This is a genomic window from Nocardioides sp. YR527 (assembly GCF_900101045.1).
GTDB lineage: Bacteria > Actinomycetota > Actinomycetes > Propionibacteriales > Nocardioidaceae > Nocardioides.
In genome coordinates, this window is sequence record NZ_FNFN01000001.1 from 747,382 (window position 1) to 760,562 (window position 13,181).

The window sequence follows — 13,181 nt, forward strand, 5'->3', positions numbered from 1 at the left end:
CTAGCGCCGGGACGGTCCGTCCTCACCACGACTCAGCGCGAGGATCGTCCGGGCGTCGGCAGCGGTCGCGAACACCAGCGCCGAGGCCGCGATCTTGGGCCCGACGTTGCCCTCGCTGCGTGCCAGATGGGTGCAGTACGCCGCGATCGCCACGTTGAGCCCGGCGCGGGCAGCCATCCACGGCAGCCGGCGGCGCCCGGCCAGCAACCCGGGTACGAGGGCGAGATCGGCGGCACCGATGACGCGCAGCGCGACCGGATGATCGCCGAGCTTCAGGGTCCGGCCCACCCATTCCGGCTTGAGGAGGATCGCCGCCCCGATCGGCAGCGTGGCCAGTCCTACGAAGGCGGCCGAGCGCCGCGCACTCTCGTGGTCCATGAGAACCATCTTGTCCGACGGCTGGTCATCCCGTGCGCGATGTAGATACGACGCGAACGTCTCCGTCCATGGAATGAAGGCGACCTACCGAGGTCGCCCGCATCCAAGGAGAAGCAGATGTCGAACACCATGCAGCCCGACGAGATCAACGAGGTCCTCAGCCGTCCGCTGAGCCGGGAGCTCCTGGCGCGTGACCTGACCCGCCTGGCGTACGTCGCGAAGGACGGCACCCCGAGGAACGTCCCGATCGGTTTCGCCTGGAACGGCTCACAGGTCGTCATGTGCACCACGCCCAACTCCCCCAAGCTCATCTCGCTGCGCCACAACCCAGCGGTTGCGCTGACCATCGACACCGAGGTGCACCCGCCCAAGATCCTGCTCATCCGCGGCACGGTCGAGCTCGACCTCGTCGATGGAATTCCCGATGAGTACCTCGAGATGAACGGCTCCTACGAGATGACGCCCGAGCAGCGGGTCTCCTGGGAGGCCGAGGTCCGCTCGCTGTACGACAGCATGGTCCGGATCGTCCTCACCCCGACCTGGGCGAAGCTGATCGACTTCGAGACCACGCTTCCGACTCAGGTCGAGGAGCTGGTCCAGCAGCGCACCGAGCGCGACGCCGCTCGATCCCAGTAGGGCATCCCGCGAGCCGTTGCACTCCCCTGGGCGATGACCGGTGTCACCGTCGTTTGATAGTTTTCTGGACATGATGTCCAGTATTGCCGCATTCAAGGCTCGGATCGTCGCCTCCGCCGACGCGCTCGTCCCCGACCTGATCGCGCTTCGGCGGAGCATCCACGCGGAGCCGGAACTCGGCCTTCACCTCCCGGCAACACAGCGCCGGGTCGTCGAGGCGCTGGCGGGCCTGGGCCTGGACATCACCGAGGGACGGTCGCTCACGTCGGTCACGGCGGTGCTGCGCGGCGGGCGGCCGGGTCCGACCGTGCTGCTCCGCGCCGACATGGATGCACTGCCGATCACCGAGGCGGTCGAGGTCCCCTACCGTTCCAGCAACGGCGCGATGCACGCCTGTGGTCACGATCTGCATGTCGCCGGCCTCGTGGGTGCCGCCCGCGTTCTCGCCGAGCACCGCGCTGACCTGGCCGGAAACGTCATCCTGATGTTCCAGCCGGGCGAAGAGGGACACGGTGGCGCGAAGCTGATGATCGAGGAGGGAGTGCTCGACGCGACCGACGACCGGCCGGTCGCGGCGTACGCGATCCACGTCGGCAACGCGCCGCGCGGCGTCTTCCTCACCCGGCCGGGCACGGTCACCGCGAGCTCGACCCATCTCAGGATCAGCCTCGAGGGTCGCGGCGGTCACGGCTCCCGCCCGCACGAGGCCCTCGATCCGGTCCCGGTCGCGGCCGAGATCGTGCTGGCGCTGCAGAGCTACACCGCGCGCCGCTTCGACTCCTTCGACCCGGTCGTGATCTCGGTGACGAACCTGACGGCGGGCACCGGAGTCGACAACGTGATCCCTGAGTCGGTCGAGCTCACCGGAACCGTACGCACCGTCGATCCGAACACGCTGTCCAGGATCGAGGAGGAGCTTCCCAGGCTCGTCGAGGGCATCGCGGCGGCTCACGGCCTGGCCGCGAGGATCACGCTCGACACCGGCTACCCGAGCGTCGTCAACGACGAGGCGACCGCCCGGCAGGCGATGGAGACACTGCGCGACGTCTTCGGGCCGCGGGTCGTCGAGGTGCCGCGGCCGACGATGGGCGCCGAGGACTTCTCGTTCGTCAGCCAGCAGGTCCCGACCACCATGATCCTGTTGGGCGCCGCCCCGGCCGACGATGCCGCGCCCAACCACTCCCCCGAGGCCGCCTTCGACGACAGCGTGCTCGGCGACCAGGCGGCGGCACTCGCGCTGCTCGCGATCGACGCCTTGGCCGCAGGGCGTCGGTGAGGTCTCAGCCCTTGTCAGGACCGTTGGCGCGTACACGCTCGACGTTGACCAGCGACTGCTGGAGCTCGTCGAGCCACTCGCTCGAGTGCTGCTGGACGAGCTTGACGCACCAGCCGAGCGCGTCGCTCCGGCTCCGGGCGACGCCGCCGGAGACGAGCAGGTCGAGGACCGCCCGCTCAGGCTGACGCAGCCGGGTCATCACCGGAGCGGAGACCGTGGTGAACATGTGCCGCTCTCCCCCGACCTCCACGCCCCAGGAGACCTTTCGGTCGAAGCGTCGCTCCGCCTGCCTCGCGACAGCCATCCGGTCCTCGCGGGTGCGCTCGCGGAACTCGCTCGCGCGCCCCTCGTTGGCAGCCGCCCGCTCTTCGTCCGAAGCGCCCTCGGCGGTCTTCGGCTCCTTGATCCGCCCGACCACGGTGATCTCCTCGCGGTCGACCACGACGTCGACGATCTCGTCGTACACACCATCGGGCAGTCGTCCGCTGAACCACCCTCGCAACTCGTTTGTAAGCATGTAATCATGCTTACCTCGGTGATCACCCGATCACAAGAGCGGGCTGGAGAGTCCAGCGATCCTGACCACCTCGACAAGGGCGATGGCAGCCGCTACCACCGCAGTGGGGAGAACGCGGCGCCGCCCGAGAAGCAGGTACGCAGCCAGCCCGCCCACCGCCAGTGCGGCCGCGAGCCGCCACCACAGCTGACCCTCGGCCAGCGGGTGCCGGGCCACGACGAGGGCGGCCACCACCAGGGAGAGATGGGTGCGCCGCCAGGCGAGCTCGGTCCGCTCCGGTTGCAGTCCGGGGTCGGCCGCCTCTCCCCCGCTCACGCCAGCAGCGCCAACGAGACGAGGGCGATGGAGCCGAGCACGCCGAACACCAGGGGAAGCGGTGCCCGGCGGGTCGGGAGGGCGTCGCGGCGGCGGATCGCGCGCTCGCTGCGTACCCAGCTCCACCAGGACCAGGCGGCGCAGCCGGCCGCCAGGAGCGCCAGGCTGAGCGGGGCGAGGACGGCCAGTGCCGTTCCGCCGCCCACCTCCAGGGTGTCGACCGCGACCGCGACGGCAAGGAACGCCAGCGAGGTGCGGATCCAGGCCAGGAAGGTGCGCTCGTTCGCCAGGGTGAACCGGACGTCGGGCTCCTCGGTCTCGTTGTAGAGCCAGCTGTCCAGCCGGCCTCGTCCCATGCGGTTCACGAGGTCGGCTGGGCGACGGCCTCGGCGTCGGCGTCGGTCCGGAAACGACGACCCGTCGCGGCGGGGACCAGCGCCGCGGTGAGGGTGAAGAGGACAGTCGCGACCCACACGACCGTCATCCAGCGCTCCCAACCGCCTGTCGCCTCGACCACCCGCGGCGCGAAGAGGACCGTCGCCAGGATGAAGGTGCGGTTCAGGAGGTGGTTGAGGCCGAAGGCGCGGCCCTGGATGTCGGGGTGGACCTCCTCGACGTGCTCGGAGAAGCTCGCCATCCACGGGCCGAAGGTCGCCGCGAGGGCCACGCCGATGCCGATGAACAGGACGACCACCAAGCTCGAGGACGCCTCGCTCCCCCGACCCATCAGTGCCAGGAAGGCGCCGAGGAAGATCGCCGCGGCAACGCCGCCGCCGACCATGAAGGCCTTGCGTCGCTGCGTTCGGTCGGAGACTCGGGCGAAGACCAGGCTCAGCGCGAGGTTGCTCAGCCAGAAGACCATCGTCATCGCCGAGGCGGCACGGACCGAGACGCCGAACTGCTGGACGAGCATGGTCTGGGCATAGGCGTTCATGGTGGCCAGCAGGACGTAGAGGAACGACATCGCCAGCACGTGCGTCCAGAACTCGCGGCGCGCGACGAGCAGTCGCAGGCCCTTCGCGCCCTGCGGCACCTCGACCGCGTGCGACTCGCGCTCGGTGAGGCGTACGGCACGGCGGACCTCCGGGGAGAGGTCACGCAGGGTCAGGGCGACCACGATGGCTCCGACCAGGGCGGCGCCGGCCATGATGAACAGCTGCGAGCGCCACTGGTTGCCGAAGACGCCCAGGGTCGCCGAGGCCACGGCGGCGGCGAAGAAGTTGGCGCCGACCGAGCCCCAGCTCCAGAACGCGAACGCCTGGGCGCGGCCCATCCGCGGGGTGAAGTCGCGGATCAGCGGCTGGGTGCCGGCGACGGCGACGCCCTCGACGAACGCCAGCACGATCCGGGCGAGCGCGAAGTGTCCCACCGAGTCCGCGGTCGCCATGAACAGACAGGCGGCAGCGGAGAGGAACATGAACGGGACCAGGATCCTCACCCGGCCGACGCGGTCGGCGAGCTCGCCGCCGAGATAGCCCGCCAGAGCACCGAAGATCAGCGACGCGGCCGTGATGAGGCCGTACGTCTTCAGCGACATCCCGAGATCGTCGAGCAGCAACGGCAGGACGGGAGCCAGCTGGCCCTCGAACGCCGAGATGAACAGGGCGAGCACGACAACGGCCAGCAGCACGCGACGGCGTGCTCCGACTGGGTACTCGGTGAGCAGGGTGCGGTAGGACACGGGGATCCGCCCTTCAAGATGCTAGACAGTGCGTCTAGTAACGGTCGTCGCGTCCGACTGTAAGGTCAGTGACCCGCGCCACACAAGACACCGCGTCCAGATCAGCGCGGGTCGGAGTCGAATCCCGTCGCCCACAAGCGCCCGCGACGGGAGAGCTCGACGAGCGTCTCGACGACCTGGTCGGTGGCCGGCCGCGGCTCCGGAGCCTCCAGCCACCACAGCAGCACGGCCATCTGCTCACCGACCCAGGCCCGCGCCAGCACCTGGAGATCGACCCGGGGGCGTACGGCGTTCGCCTTGACCCGCGCCGAGAAGATCTCATGGGCTGTCGTGCCCCAGGCATCCTCTAAGGCCCGCAGCCCACGCCCGTCCCCTTCGCCCCGCAGGATCATCCGGTACGCATCGGGCTGCTCGGCCGCATGCCGGAAGACCTCGGCCACCGGCTGACCGGTGAACCCGGCGTCCTCCGGGGCCAGCACCTGAGCCAGTCGCTCCTTCAGCTCCTGGAGCACCGAGGCCACGACGTGGTCGTAGAGCGCCTCCTTGTCCTTGAAGTGCGTGTAGAAGGTCGCCCTGCCCACATCGGCTGCGGCGACGATGTCCTCCACCGTCACCGCGGCGTAGCCACGCTCGAGCACCAGGGAGACGAGCGCGTCACGGAGCGCCCCTCGCGTTCGCCGGCTGCGCCGGTCCTCAACCACCGTCATGCGCACTGTTCTAGCACTTTTCCGGACGACTGGACCGTTTCTGGACACACTGTCTATGATCGTCGGTGACCGCGCTCACAGCAGCGACCCCGATCACCAGGAGGGCACCCGTGAATCTCGGCAGCTATCTCACCCGCACCGCGACCTTCACCCCCGACGCCACCGCCCTGGTCTCCGGCACCGACCGATGGACCTACCGCCAGCTCGAGGACGACACGAACCGGCTCGCGGCCGCCCTCATCGCCCGCGGCTGCACGCCCGGCACTCCCGTCGCCACCCTCGCCACCAACCGTGGCGAATTGGTCGTCGCAGAGATGGCGATCTGCAAAGCGGGTGCTCTCCGAGTCCCGATCAGTGCCCGGCTCGCCGCTGCCGAGGTCGAGCACGTGCTGCTCGACGCCGCGGTGAAGGTCGTCTTCACCGGCGGCGCCCACCTCGAACTCGTCCGCAAGATCGTCGATGCCCACGGCCTGGACGCTCTGGTCGTCGACCTCGACAACGGCATCGCCGCGGGCGCCGGCACGACGGCGTACGACACCCTGCTCGCCGAAGGCGCCACCGATCCGGTTGCCGTCGATGTCGACGAGCACGCCCCGGCGGTCCTCAACTTCACCTCCGGCTCCACGGGCACCCTGAAGGCGGCGGTCCAGACCGTCGGCAACCGGCTGGCCAACATGCGCAAGCTGGCGATGAACCCCTACGGCTCGATCTCCGCCGAGGCGGTCTACCTCGCCCCGGGACCGATCACCCACGCCAGCGGCATGGTGATCCTCGGCTGCTTCTTCCGCGGCGCGGCCGTGGTCGTGCTGCCCGCGTTCGACACCGAGGCCTACCTCGACACCCTCGAGCGCGAGCGGGTCACCCACACCTTCGTCGTGCCGGTCATGCTCAACCTGGTCCTCGCCTCCCCCACCCTGGGTCAGCGCGATCTATCCGCGCTGCGGAGCCTCACCGTCGGCGGCGCCCCGGTCAGCCCGGCTCGGCTGCGCGAGGCCGTCGAGGCCTTCGGTCCGGTGGTCAACCAGGGCTATGGACAGGGCGAGACGACGAGCGCGATCACCTTCCTCAGCTCCGAGGACGTCGTCCGCGGAATCGAGTCGGACCCGGAGCTGCTGCTCTCCTGCGGCCGTCCGGTCTACGACACCGAGGTGATCGTGGTCGACGACGACCACCACCCGCTGCCTGCCGGCGAGATCGGTGAGATCGTGGCGCGCGGCCCGGACTGCGTACGGGAGTACTACCACGCACCCGAGGCGACCGCCGAGACCTTCCGCGACGGCTGGGTTCACACCGGTGACCTCGGCCGCATCCGCGAGGACGGGTTCGTCTTCATCGTGGACCGGAAGAAGGACATGATCATCTCGGGCGGCTACAACGTCTACTGCTCCGAGGTCGAGGCCGCGCTCTACGAGCACCCGGCGGTCCGGGAGGCCTGCGTCGTCGGCGTCCCCAGCGAGAAGTGGGGCGAGACGGTGAAGGCGTACGTCTCCCTCGCCGAAGGCGACACGGTGACCGAGGATGAGCTGCGCGACTTCTGCCGCACCCGGCTGTCCGGGGTGAAGGTGCCCCGGATCATCGAGTTCGCCGACGCACTCCCCCTCAACCGCAACGGCAAGGTCGACAGGCGGGCGCTGCGCGAGCGCGACTGGGCCGGCACCGAGCGGAAGGTCGGCTGAGATGACCTTCTCCCTCACTCCGTCCTACCCCGACAACCCGCGCCTCGACGAGCTGGTGACCCGGCTGCGCGACTACCTCGACGGTGAGCTCGCCGACTACGAGCGCGACCTCGGCCTGGGCCCGGAGACGCCGTTGGACCGATCGATGCTGGAGCCGGTCTGGCAGCGCAGCCGGGAGCTCGGCTTCTACGGCATCCACCTGCCGACCTCGCTCGGCGGACAGGGCCTGAGCTTCACGGAGCTCGCCGCTCTCAAGGAGGAGATCGGCGCGTCCGGTCGTCAGCTCGCCACCAGCGTGCTCGGTGACATGGGCGGCCCGCTGCGGGTCGGCGCGATCTTCGAGCATGCGACCGAGCACCAGGTCGAGAAGTATCTGATGCCGGTCGTCCGCGGCGAGAGGGCCTGCTGCTTCTCGATGACCGAGGACGACGCGGGGTCGGACGTACGCCGGATGCGGACCACAGCCACCCCGACCTCGGGCGGCTTCCGGATCAGCGGACGCAAGGTGTTCAGCACCGGCGGCACCTTCGCCGACTTCGCGATCCTGGTGGCGCGGATGGCCGGCGAGGAGGAGTCGTACGCAGCCTTCTTCGTCGACCTCGACTCCCCCGGCTGCCGGGTGCTGCCCGGCGACCTGCCGCTGTCGGGGCAGAACATCGAGAGCGATGTCGTGCTCGAGGACTGCTTCGTGCCGCAGGAGAACCTGCTCGGCGAGGTCGGGCAGGGGCTGCGGATCGCGCTCGGCCGGGTCACCGCGAACCGGCTGCTGCACTGCCCGACCGCGCTCGGCGCGGCCCGCCGGGCGCTCGCGCTGGCGCTCGACTTCGCCGCGCACCGCACCGTCTTCGACGGGCTGCTGCTGGAGAAGCAGGCGATCCAGCACCGGCTCGCCGACATGGCCACCGACTACTACGCCGCCCGGTCGATGACCTACGACGCCCTGGCCGACCTCGACGCCGGCAAGCGCCCGCGCATCGAGTCGTTCATGTGCAAGCTCTTCGTGGCCGAGCGGTCCTTCGAGATCGCCGACGCGGCGCTGCAGATGCACGGCAAGGCGGGGATGGTCCGGGGCGCTGAGATCGAGGTGATCTGGCGGCGGCTGCGGATGTTCCGGGTGCTGACCGGGTCGTCGGAGATCCAGCGCAACGGGGTCATCCGCGACCTGGTGAAGTCGCTGGGGGCGTGATGACCGACTTCCGTCAGGAGGAGGCCGACGCCCACCGTGGGTTCGTCGCCGCGCTGAAGCCGGGCGTCGTGACCAGGGCCGACGGCACCGTCGTGTTCGACGCGGACGCCGACGCCTTCCTCGACTCCCCCGCGCCGGCCACCGCACACACCGGGCTGTGGCGGCACAGCCGGCTCGCCTCGCTGCAGGGCCTCTTCCAGGTCACCGAGGGCATCTATCAGATCCGTGGTCTGGATCTCGCCAACCTCACGATCGTCGAGGGCGAGCGCGGGATCATCGTGATCGACACCCTCACCACGGCCGAGACCGCGACCGCCGCCCTGGGGCTCTACCGCGAGCATCGTGGCGACCGTCCGGTCACCGGCGTGGTGCTGACCCATCCCCATGCCGACCATTTCGGCGGCATCGCCGCCGTGCTCGCGGCAGCCGATGGTGACGTACCCGTCTTGGCGCCGGAGGGGTTCTTGGAGCATGCGGTCTCGGAGAACGTCAACGTCGGTCCGGCGATGGGCCGGCGCTCGGGCTTCATGTACGGCAGCATGCTGCCCGTCGCGCCGGACGGACACGTGGGCTGTGGGCTCGGCCCGCGGCTGGCATCCGGGACCATCGGTCTGGCCGAGCCGACCGACTCGATCACGCGCACCGGGGAGACCCGCGTCATCGACGGCGTCGAGATGGAGTTCCAGCTGACACCGGGCAGCGAGGCGCCGGCGGAGATGAACATCTTCCTCCCCGGCCGCAGCGCGCTCTGTCTGGCCGAGAACGCCGTTCACACCCTGCACAACATCCTCACGCTGCGCGGCGCCGAGGTGCGCGACGCCCGGCTGTGGGCGCGCTATCTGACCGAGGCGATCGACCTGTTCGCCTCGCGCTCCGAGGTCGCGTTCGCGACGCATCACTGGCCGACCTGGGGCGCACAGCGGATCGAGGCGTTCCTGGCCGGGCAGCGTGACGTCTATGCCTACCTGCACGACCAGACCGTACGTCTCATCAACCGCGGCCTGACTCCGAAGGAGATCGCCGAGGAGCTGGTCCTGCCGCCGGCCCTCGACGCCCAGCCGTCGACGCGCGGCTACTACGGCTCGTTGAGCCACAACGTGAAGGGGATCTACCAGCGCTATCTCGGCTGGTACGACGCCAACCCGGCCCACCTGTGGGAGCTGCCGCCGAGGGCGGAGGGCGAGCGCTGGGTGCGGCTGCTGGGCGGTGCGGCCGCTGCCGTGGACCACGCCGCTGTGCTCGTGGCCGGCGGTGCGACCGATGACCTGCGGTTCGCCGCCACGCTCCTCAACCATGTGGTGTTCGCCGAGCCCGCGGAGTGCGCTGCGCGAGAGCTGCTGGCTGAGGTCTACACCCGGCTCGGGCACGGCGCCGAGAACGCGACCTGGCGCAACATCTACCTGACGGGTGCCCGCGAGCTCGTCGGCGGCCCGAACGTTCCGCCGCGCGGCGGTGGGCGCGGCCTGCTCGCCGCCCTGACCGTCTCCCAGCTGCTGGACTCGCTGGCGATCCGCGTGGACGGCCCCCGCGCGTGGGATCTGGATCTCCGCATCGACTGGCACCTGCTCGACCACGACGGCACGCCCGAGGGTGGCTGGTGGCATGCGCGGCTGCACAACGGCGTACTCGTGCACCGGCGTGACAGCGCTGCCGACCCGGCTGCTGGCCTCACCCTGACGCTCGCCCGTCCGCAGCTCGCCGGCCTGTTGGGCAGGCGGAGTCTCGACGGAGTCGAGCACTCCGGTGACCTCGGCGTGCTCCAGCGGCTGCTGGGGGTGCTCGAGGCACCCGATCCGGCATTCCCTATCGTGACCGCGTGACCGACGACACACCCGCCACCGGACTGACAGAGCTGCACGCTCGCCGCTTCCTGACCACGGACGCGGCCCGAGCCGCCAAGGTCGCCCGATGGCACGCCAAGGGGCGGCGTACGGCTCGGGAGAACATCGCCGACCTGGTCGACCCGGGCTCGTTCGTCGAGTACGGGAGGTTCATCACCGCCGCCCAGGAACGCCGCCGTGACCTCGCCGAGCTCGTCGTCGAGACACCCGCCGACGGCATCGTCGGCGGGACGGCGACCGTCGCCGGAAGGCCGTGCGCGGTGCTGTCCTACGACTACCTGGTGATGGCCGGTACGCAGGGCATGCGCGGGCATCGCAAGTCGGACCGGCTGATCGAGGTCATCGGGCGGATGCGGCTGCCGGCGGTCTTCTTCACCGAGGGCGGCGGCGGTCGTCCCGGTGACACGGACATCCCGCTGGTCTCCGCGCTCGACGTCGGCTCGTTCGCGCTGTGGGGAGAGCTCGAGGGCGTGGTGCCGCGGATCGCCGTCGTCTCCGGACGGTGCTTCGCCGGCAACGCGGTCCTGGCCGGCAGTGCCGACCTCCGCATCGCCACTCCGGACGCCAACCTCGGCATGGCCGGGCCGGCGATGATCGCCGGCGGCGGGCTGGGTTCCTTCGCACCGGAGGAGATCGGTCCGGTCAAGGACCAGACGGCCAACGGCGTCATCGATCTGCTCGTCGACGACGAGGCGGCGGCCGTCGAGGCCGTACGCGACATCCTCACCTACCTCGAGCCGGCTGCCGACGGCGGCGAGGCCGGAGACCAGACCGACCTGCGCAGCCTCCTGCCCCACAACGACCGGGAGGCCTTCGACGTACGTCCGGTCGTCGAAGCTCTTGCCGACATCGACTCGGTCACCTGGCTCCGTGAGGCGTACGCCCCCGAGCTGGTGACGGCGCTGGCGCGGATCGACGGGATCGCGGTCGGAGTGATCGCCAACCAGTCGACCCGCCTCGCCGGAGCGCTCACCAGCGAGGCATCGGTCAAGGCCGCCGACTTCCTTGCCCTCTGCGAGCGCTGGGGCCTCCCGGTGGTCTCGCTGGTCGACACCCCGGGGTTCATGGTCGGTCCCGAGGCCGAACGTGGCGGCCTGGTCCGTCACGCGTCGCGGATGGTCGTCGCCGGCGCACAGCTGTCGACCCCGCTGGTCGGGGTGATCCTGCGCCGTGGCTATGGGCTCGGCGCACAGGCGATGCTCGGCGGAAGCACCCATCGCCCGCTGCTCACCGTCGCCTGGCCCGACGCCCACCTCGGCCCGATGGGCCTGGAGGGCGCAGTGCGCCTCTCCATGGCCGCCGAGCTCGCCGAGATGCCCGAGGCCGAGCGCGAGGAGCGGGTCGCCGTGCTCACCGAGGAGTACCGCAAGCAGGCCAGCGCGCTCAACGCCGCGCGGATGTTCGAGATCGACGATGTCATCGATCCTGCCGAGACCCGCGGCGTCATCGCCGCCACGCTACGCCGGGCCTAGGAGGCTCCGCCGTCGTTGTCCCAGATCTGCTCGCCGATCTGGCTCTGGTCGTGTCCATCGAGACCGAGCAACTGCGCCGGGCGGAAGGTGTTCCGGTCGTCGGCCGCCTGAGCCATGATCTTCTCGGCACGCTCGGGGGCGGTGTCGTGAGGCACCACCAGCAGGCGCAGCCGGTCGCCGGTGGCCATCGACAGCACGATGAGGTGGGTGTCGTCGGAGGGGAACGAGCCGACCTTCACGATCCCGCGGGCGGCACGGATCTTGCGGACGCTCGGTTCTCCCGGGACCGAGTCCCAGTCGGGCCGGGAGAACAGCAGCCGCGAGATCCGGCCGACGGGATGGGGAAAGTGGTCGATCAGGTCGGCGGCCTCGTCCTGCAGGTCGCGCGACTGCGGCCACCAGGCCCCATCGAGCGGCCCAGAGCTGAAGCTGTTGTCGAGGCGGATCCGGAGCCCGACGCGAACGGCGGTCGGGAGCTCTTCTGTCGGTGACGTCGTCATGACGCCCACCTTTCGTGCTGCCCTGCGGACTCGACGAGTCCGGCCGGCAGTGTGGTTAGAACAAGTGTACGGCGCGGGCCGCCGAGATCCCGCTTCCTAGATCTCCTTCAACCGCGGCACGAGGTCGACGACCGAGGTGGCCCACGGCACCGGGTCGACGTACGGCGTCGGCATCAGCCCGACGAGCGTGATGCCCAGGGCCGCGTACTCCGCCATCGACCTCAGGAAGGCGTCCGGGTCCTCGACCGAGGGGCCCTGGAAGAGGATCGTCTTCTCGATCGCGTCGTAGTCGGTGCCGAGGTCGTCGCAGTGGCCACGCAGCACCTCGAGCTTGTGCCTGACGGTCTCGACCGCCTCGGGGCCGGGGCCGCCGAACAGGTTCGTCCCCTGTCCGTACTCGGCGACCAGACGAAGCGTCTTCTTCTCGCCTCCCCCGCCGATCAGGACCGGGACCGTGCCGTGGACCGGCTGCGGCAGCGAGATCGTCTCGGCGAGCTGGTAGTGCTTGCCGGCGTAGGCGCCGTCGTTCTCCGACCACATCTGGCGGCAGATCTCCAGGGTCTCCTCCAGGCGCTCGAACCGCTCGGCCGTCGGCGGGTAGGGCACGCCGAGCCCCTGGTGCTCACGCTCGTACCACGCTGCGCCGATGCCCAGCAGCGCGCGGCCTCCGGAGAGGCGGTCGAGGGTCGTGACGGTCTTGGCGAGCAGCCCGGGGTGACGGTAGGTCACTCCGGTGACGAGGAGGCTGAGACGTACGTTGTCGGTGATCCCGGCCAGGTAGCCCAGCGTGGTGTAGCCCTCGAGCATCGGCTCGAAGGGGCCGCCGGCCTGCTCCATCTGGAACCAGTGGTCCATGACGGTGAGCAGGTCGACGCCGCCCTCGTCCGCGATGCGAGCGGTCTCGGTGAGCTTGTCGGCCAGCGTGGTCTCCCACTCGGGGTGGGTGAACGTGAAGTAGTGGAGTCCAAGATCCATACCTCAGACGCTATGTCTTCG

14 protein-coding genes are annotated in these 13,181 nt (G+C 70.1%); 6 read left to right on the forward strand and 8 right to left on the reverse strand.

Annotated elements, in window-relative coordinates; genetic code table 11:
• Positions 1 to 378, reverse strand: coding sequence for a hypothetical protein (locus tag BLT25_RS03595; protein WP_091041954.1), 378 nt, complete (start codon positions 376 to 378; stop codon positions 1 to 3).
• A 117-nt stretch (positions 379 to 495) separates the two neighbouring features.
• On the opposite strand from BLT25_RS03595, the gene BLT25_RS03600 reads away from it, so the two are divergent.
• Both BLT25_RS03600 and BLT25_RS03605 read left to right on the forward strand, forming a co-directional pair.
• Positions 496 to 1,014, forward strand: coding sequence for a pyridoxamine 5'-phosphate oxidase family protein (locus BLT25_RS03600; RefSeq protein WP_256328432.1), 519 nt, complete (start codon positions 496 to 498; stop codon positions 1,012 to 1,014).
• A gap of 70 nt (positions 1,015 to 1,084) precedes the next feature.
• Positions 1,085 to 2,290 carry a M20 metallopeptidase family protein gene (locus BLT25_RS03605; protein ID WP_256328433.1) on the forward strand — a complete coding sequence of 402 codons (1,206 nt, stop codon included), beginning with the start codon at positions 1,085 to 1,087 and terminating at the stop codon, positions 2,288 to 2,290.
• A gap of 4 nt (positions 2,291 to 2,294) precedes the next feature.
• Here the strand turns inward: BLT25_RS03605 and BLT25_RS03610 are convergent, their stop codons facing one another.
• The 5 genes from BLT25_RS03610 to BLT25_RS03630 form a co-directional block, all read right to left on the reverse strand.
• Positions 2,295 to 2,807: a hypothetical protein gene (locus tag BLT25_RS03610; RefSeq protein ID WP_091041957.1), complete on the reverse strand. Its 513-nt coding sequence runs from the start codon at positions 2,805 to 2,807 to the stop codon at positions 2,295 to 2,297.
• A gap of 30 nt (positions 2,808 to 2,837) precedes the next feature.
• Positions 2,838 to 3,122 carry a DUF202 domain-containing protein gene (locus BLT25_RS03615; protein ID WP_091041959.1) on the reverse strand — a complete coding sequence of 95 codons (285 nt, stop codon included), beginning with the start codon at positions 3,120 to 3,122 and terminating at the stop codon, positions 2,838 to 2,840.
• Positions 3,119 to 3,478, reverse strand: coding sequence for a YidH family protein (locus BLT25_RS03620; RefSeq protein WP_091041961.1), 360 nt, complete (start codon positions 3,476 to 3,478; stop codon positions 3,119 to 3,121). Before BLT25_RS03620 ends, BLT25_RS03615 begins: the two co-directional genes overlap by 4 nt.
• A gap of 5 nt (positions 3,479 to 3,483) precedes the next feature.
• A complete protein-coding gene (locus BLT25_RS03625) occupies positions 3,484 to 4,803 on the reverse strand; it encodes an MFS transporter (protein ID WP_176883571.1) in 1,320 nt (439 codons plus the stop codon).
• Between the two features lie 101 nt (positions 4,804 to 4,904).
• The gene (locus BLT25_RS03630) at positions 4,905 to 5,510 is read right to left on the reverse strand and encodes a TetR/AcrR family transcriptional regulator (protein WP_091041967.1); all 606 of its coding nucleotides are present in this window, start codon (positions 5,508 to 5,510) and stop codon (positions 4,905 to 4,907) included.
• Between the two features lie 65 nt (positions 5,511 to 5,575).
• Here BLT25_RS03630 and BLT25_RS03635 point away from each other — a divergent pair, with 65 nt between their 5' ends.
• From BLT25_RS03635 to BLT25_RS03650, 4 genes are read left to right on the forward strand one after another with little or no spacing between them, the layout of a single operon-like run.
• On the forward strand, positions 5,576 to 7,186 hold the full coding sequence (locus BLT25_RS03635; RefSeq protein WP_256328434.1) for a class I adenylate-forming enzyme family protein: 1,611 nt from the start codon (positions 5,576 to 5,578) through the stop codon (positions 7,184 to 7,186).
• A 1-nt stretch (position 7,187) separates the two neighbouring features.
• A complete protein-coding gene (locus BLT25_RS03640; RefSeq protein WP_091041973.1) occupies positions 7,188 to 8,372 on the forward strand; it encodes an acyl-CoA dehydrogenase family protein in 1,185 nt (394 codons plus the stop codon).
• Entirely contained in the window at positions 8,372 to 10,192 is a 1,821-nt protein-coding gene (locus BLT25_RS03645; RefSeq protein ID WP_091041976.1) for an alkyl/aryl-sulfatase, read from the forward strand. The genes BLT25_RS03640 and BLT25_RS03645 overlap by 1 nt, the downstream gene beginning before the upstream one ends.
• Positions 10,189 to 11,685 (forward strand): acyl-CoA carboxylase subunit beta, encoded by a 1,497-nt coding sequence (locus BLT25_RS03650; protein ID WP_091041978.1) that lies wholly within the window; start codon positions 10,189 to 10,191, stop codon positions 11,683 to 11,685. The genes BLT25_RS03645 and BLT25_RS03650 overlap by 4 nt, the downstream gene beginning before the upstream one ends.
• On the opposite strand, the gene BLT25_RS03655 is transcribed toward BLT25_RS03650, so the two are convergent.
• Positions 11,682 to 12,185 (reverse strand): DUF5994 family protein, encoded by a 504-nt coding sequence (locus BLT25_RS03655; protein ID WP_091041980.1) that lies wholly within the window; start codon positions 12,183 to 12,185, stop codon positions 11,682 to 11,684. The genes BLT25_RS03650 and BLT25_RS03655 overlap by 4 nt on opposite strands.
• Before the next feature lie 96 nt (positions 12,186 to 12,281).
• The gene (locus BLT25_RS03660) at positions 12,282 to 13,160 is read right to left on the reverse strand and encodes an LLM class F420-dependent oxidoreductase (RefSeq protein ID WP_091041983.1); all 879 of its coding nucleotides are present in this window, start codon (positions 13,158 to 13,160) and stop codon (positions 12,282 to 12,284) included.
• Positions 13,161 to 13,181: the final 21 nt, after the last annotated feature.

Coding starts and splice junctions, on each gene's coding strand:
- BLT25_RS03660 (WP_091041983.1), bottom strand. CDS start 13,160: ATGGATCTTGGACTCCACTACTTCACGTTCACCCACCCCGAGTGGGAG.
- BLT25_RS03610 (WP_091041957.1), bottom strand. CDS start 2,807: ATGCTTACAAACGAGTTGCGAGGGTGGTTCAGCGGACGACTGCCCGAT.
- BLT25_RS03630 (WP_091041967.1), bottom strand. CDS start 5,510: ATGACGGTGGTTGAGGACCGGCGCAGCCGGCGAACGCGAGGGGCGCTC.
- BLT25_RS03655 (WP_091041980.1), bottom strand. CDS start 12,185: ATGACGACGTCACCGACAGAAGAGCTCCCGACCGCCGTTCGCGTCGGG.
- BLT25_RS03600 (WP_256328432.1), top strand. CDS start 496: ATGTCGAACACCATGCAGCCCGACGAGATCAACGAGGTCCTCAGCCGT.
- BLT25_RS03605 (WP_256328433.1), top strand. CDS start 1,085: ATGATGTCCAGTATTGCCGCATTCAAGGCTCGGATCGTCGCCTCCGCC.
- BLT25_RS03645 (WP_091041976.1), top strand. CDS start 8,372: ATGACCGACTTCCGTCAGGAGGAGGCCGACGCCCACCGTGGGTTCGTC.
- BLT25_RS03595 (WP_091041954.1), bottom strand. CDS start 378: ATGGACCACGAGAGTGCGCGGCGCTCGGCCGCCTTCGTAGGACTGGCC.
- BLT25_RS03620 (WP_091041961.1), bottom strand. CDS start 3,478: ATGGGACGAGGCCGGCTGGACAGCTGGCTCTACAACGAGACCGAGGAG.
- BLT25_RS03640 (WP_091041973.1), top strand. CDS start 7,188: ATGACCTTCTCCCTCACTCCGTCCTACCCCGACAACCCGCGCCTCGAC.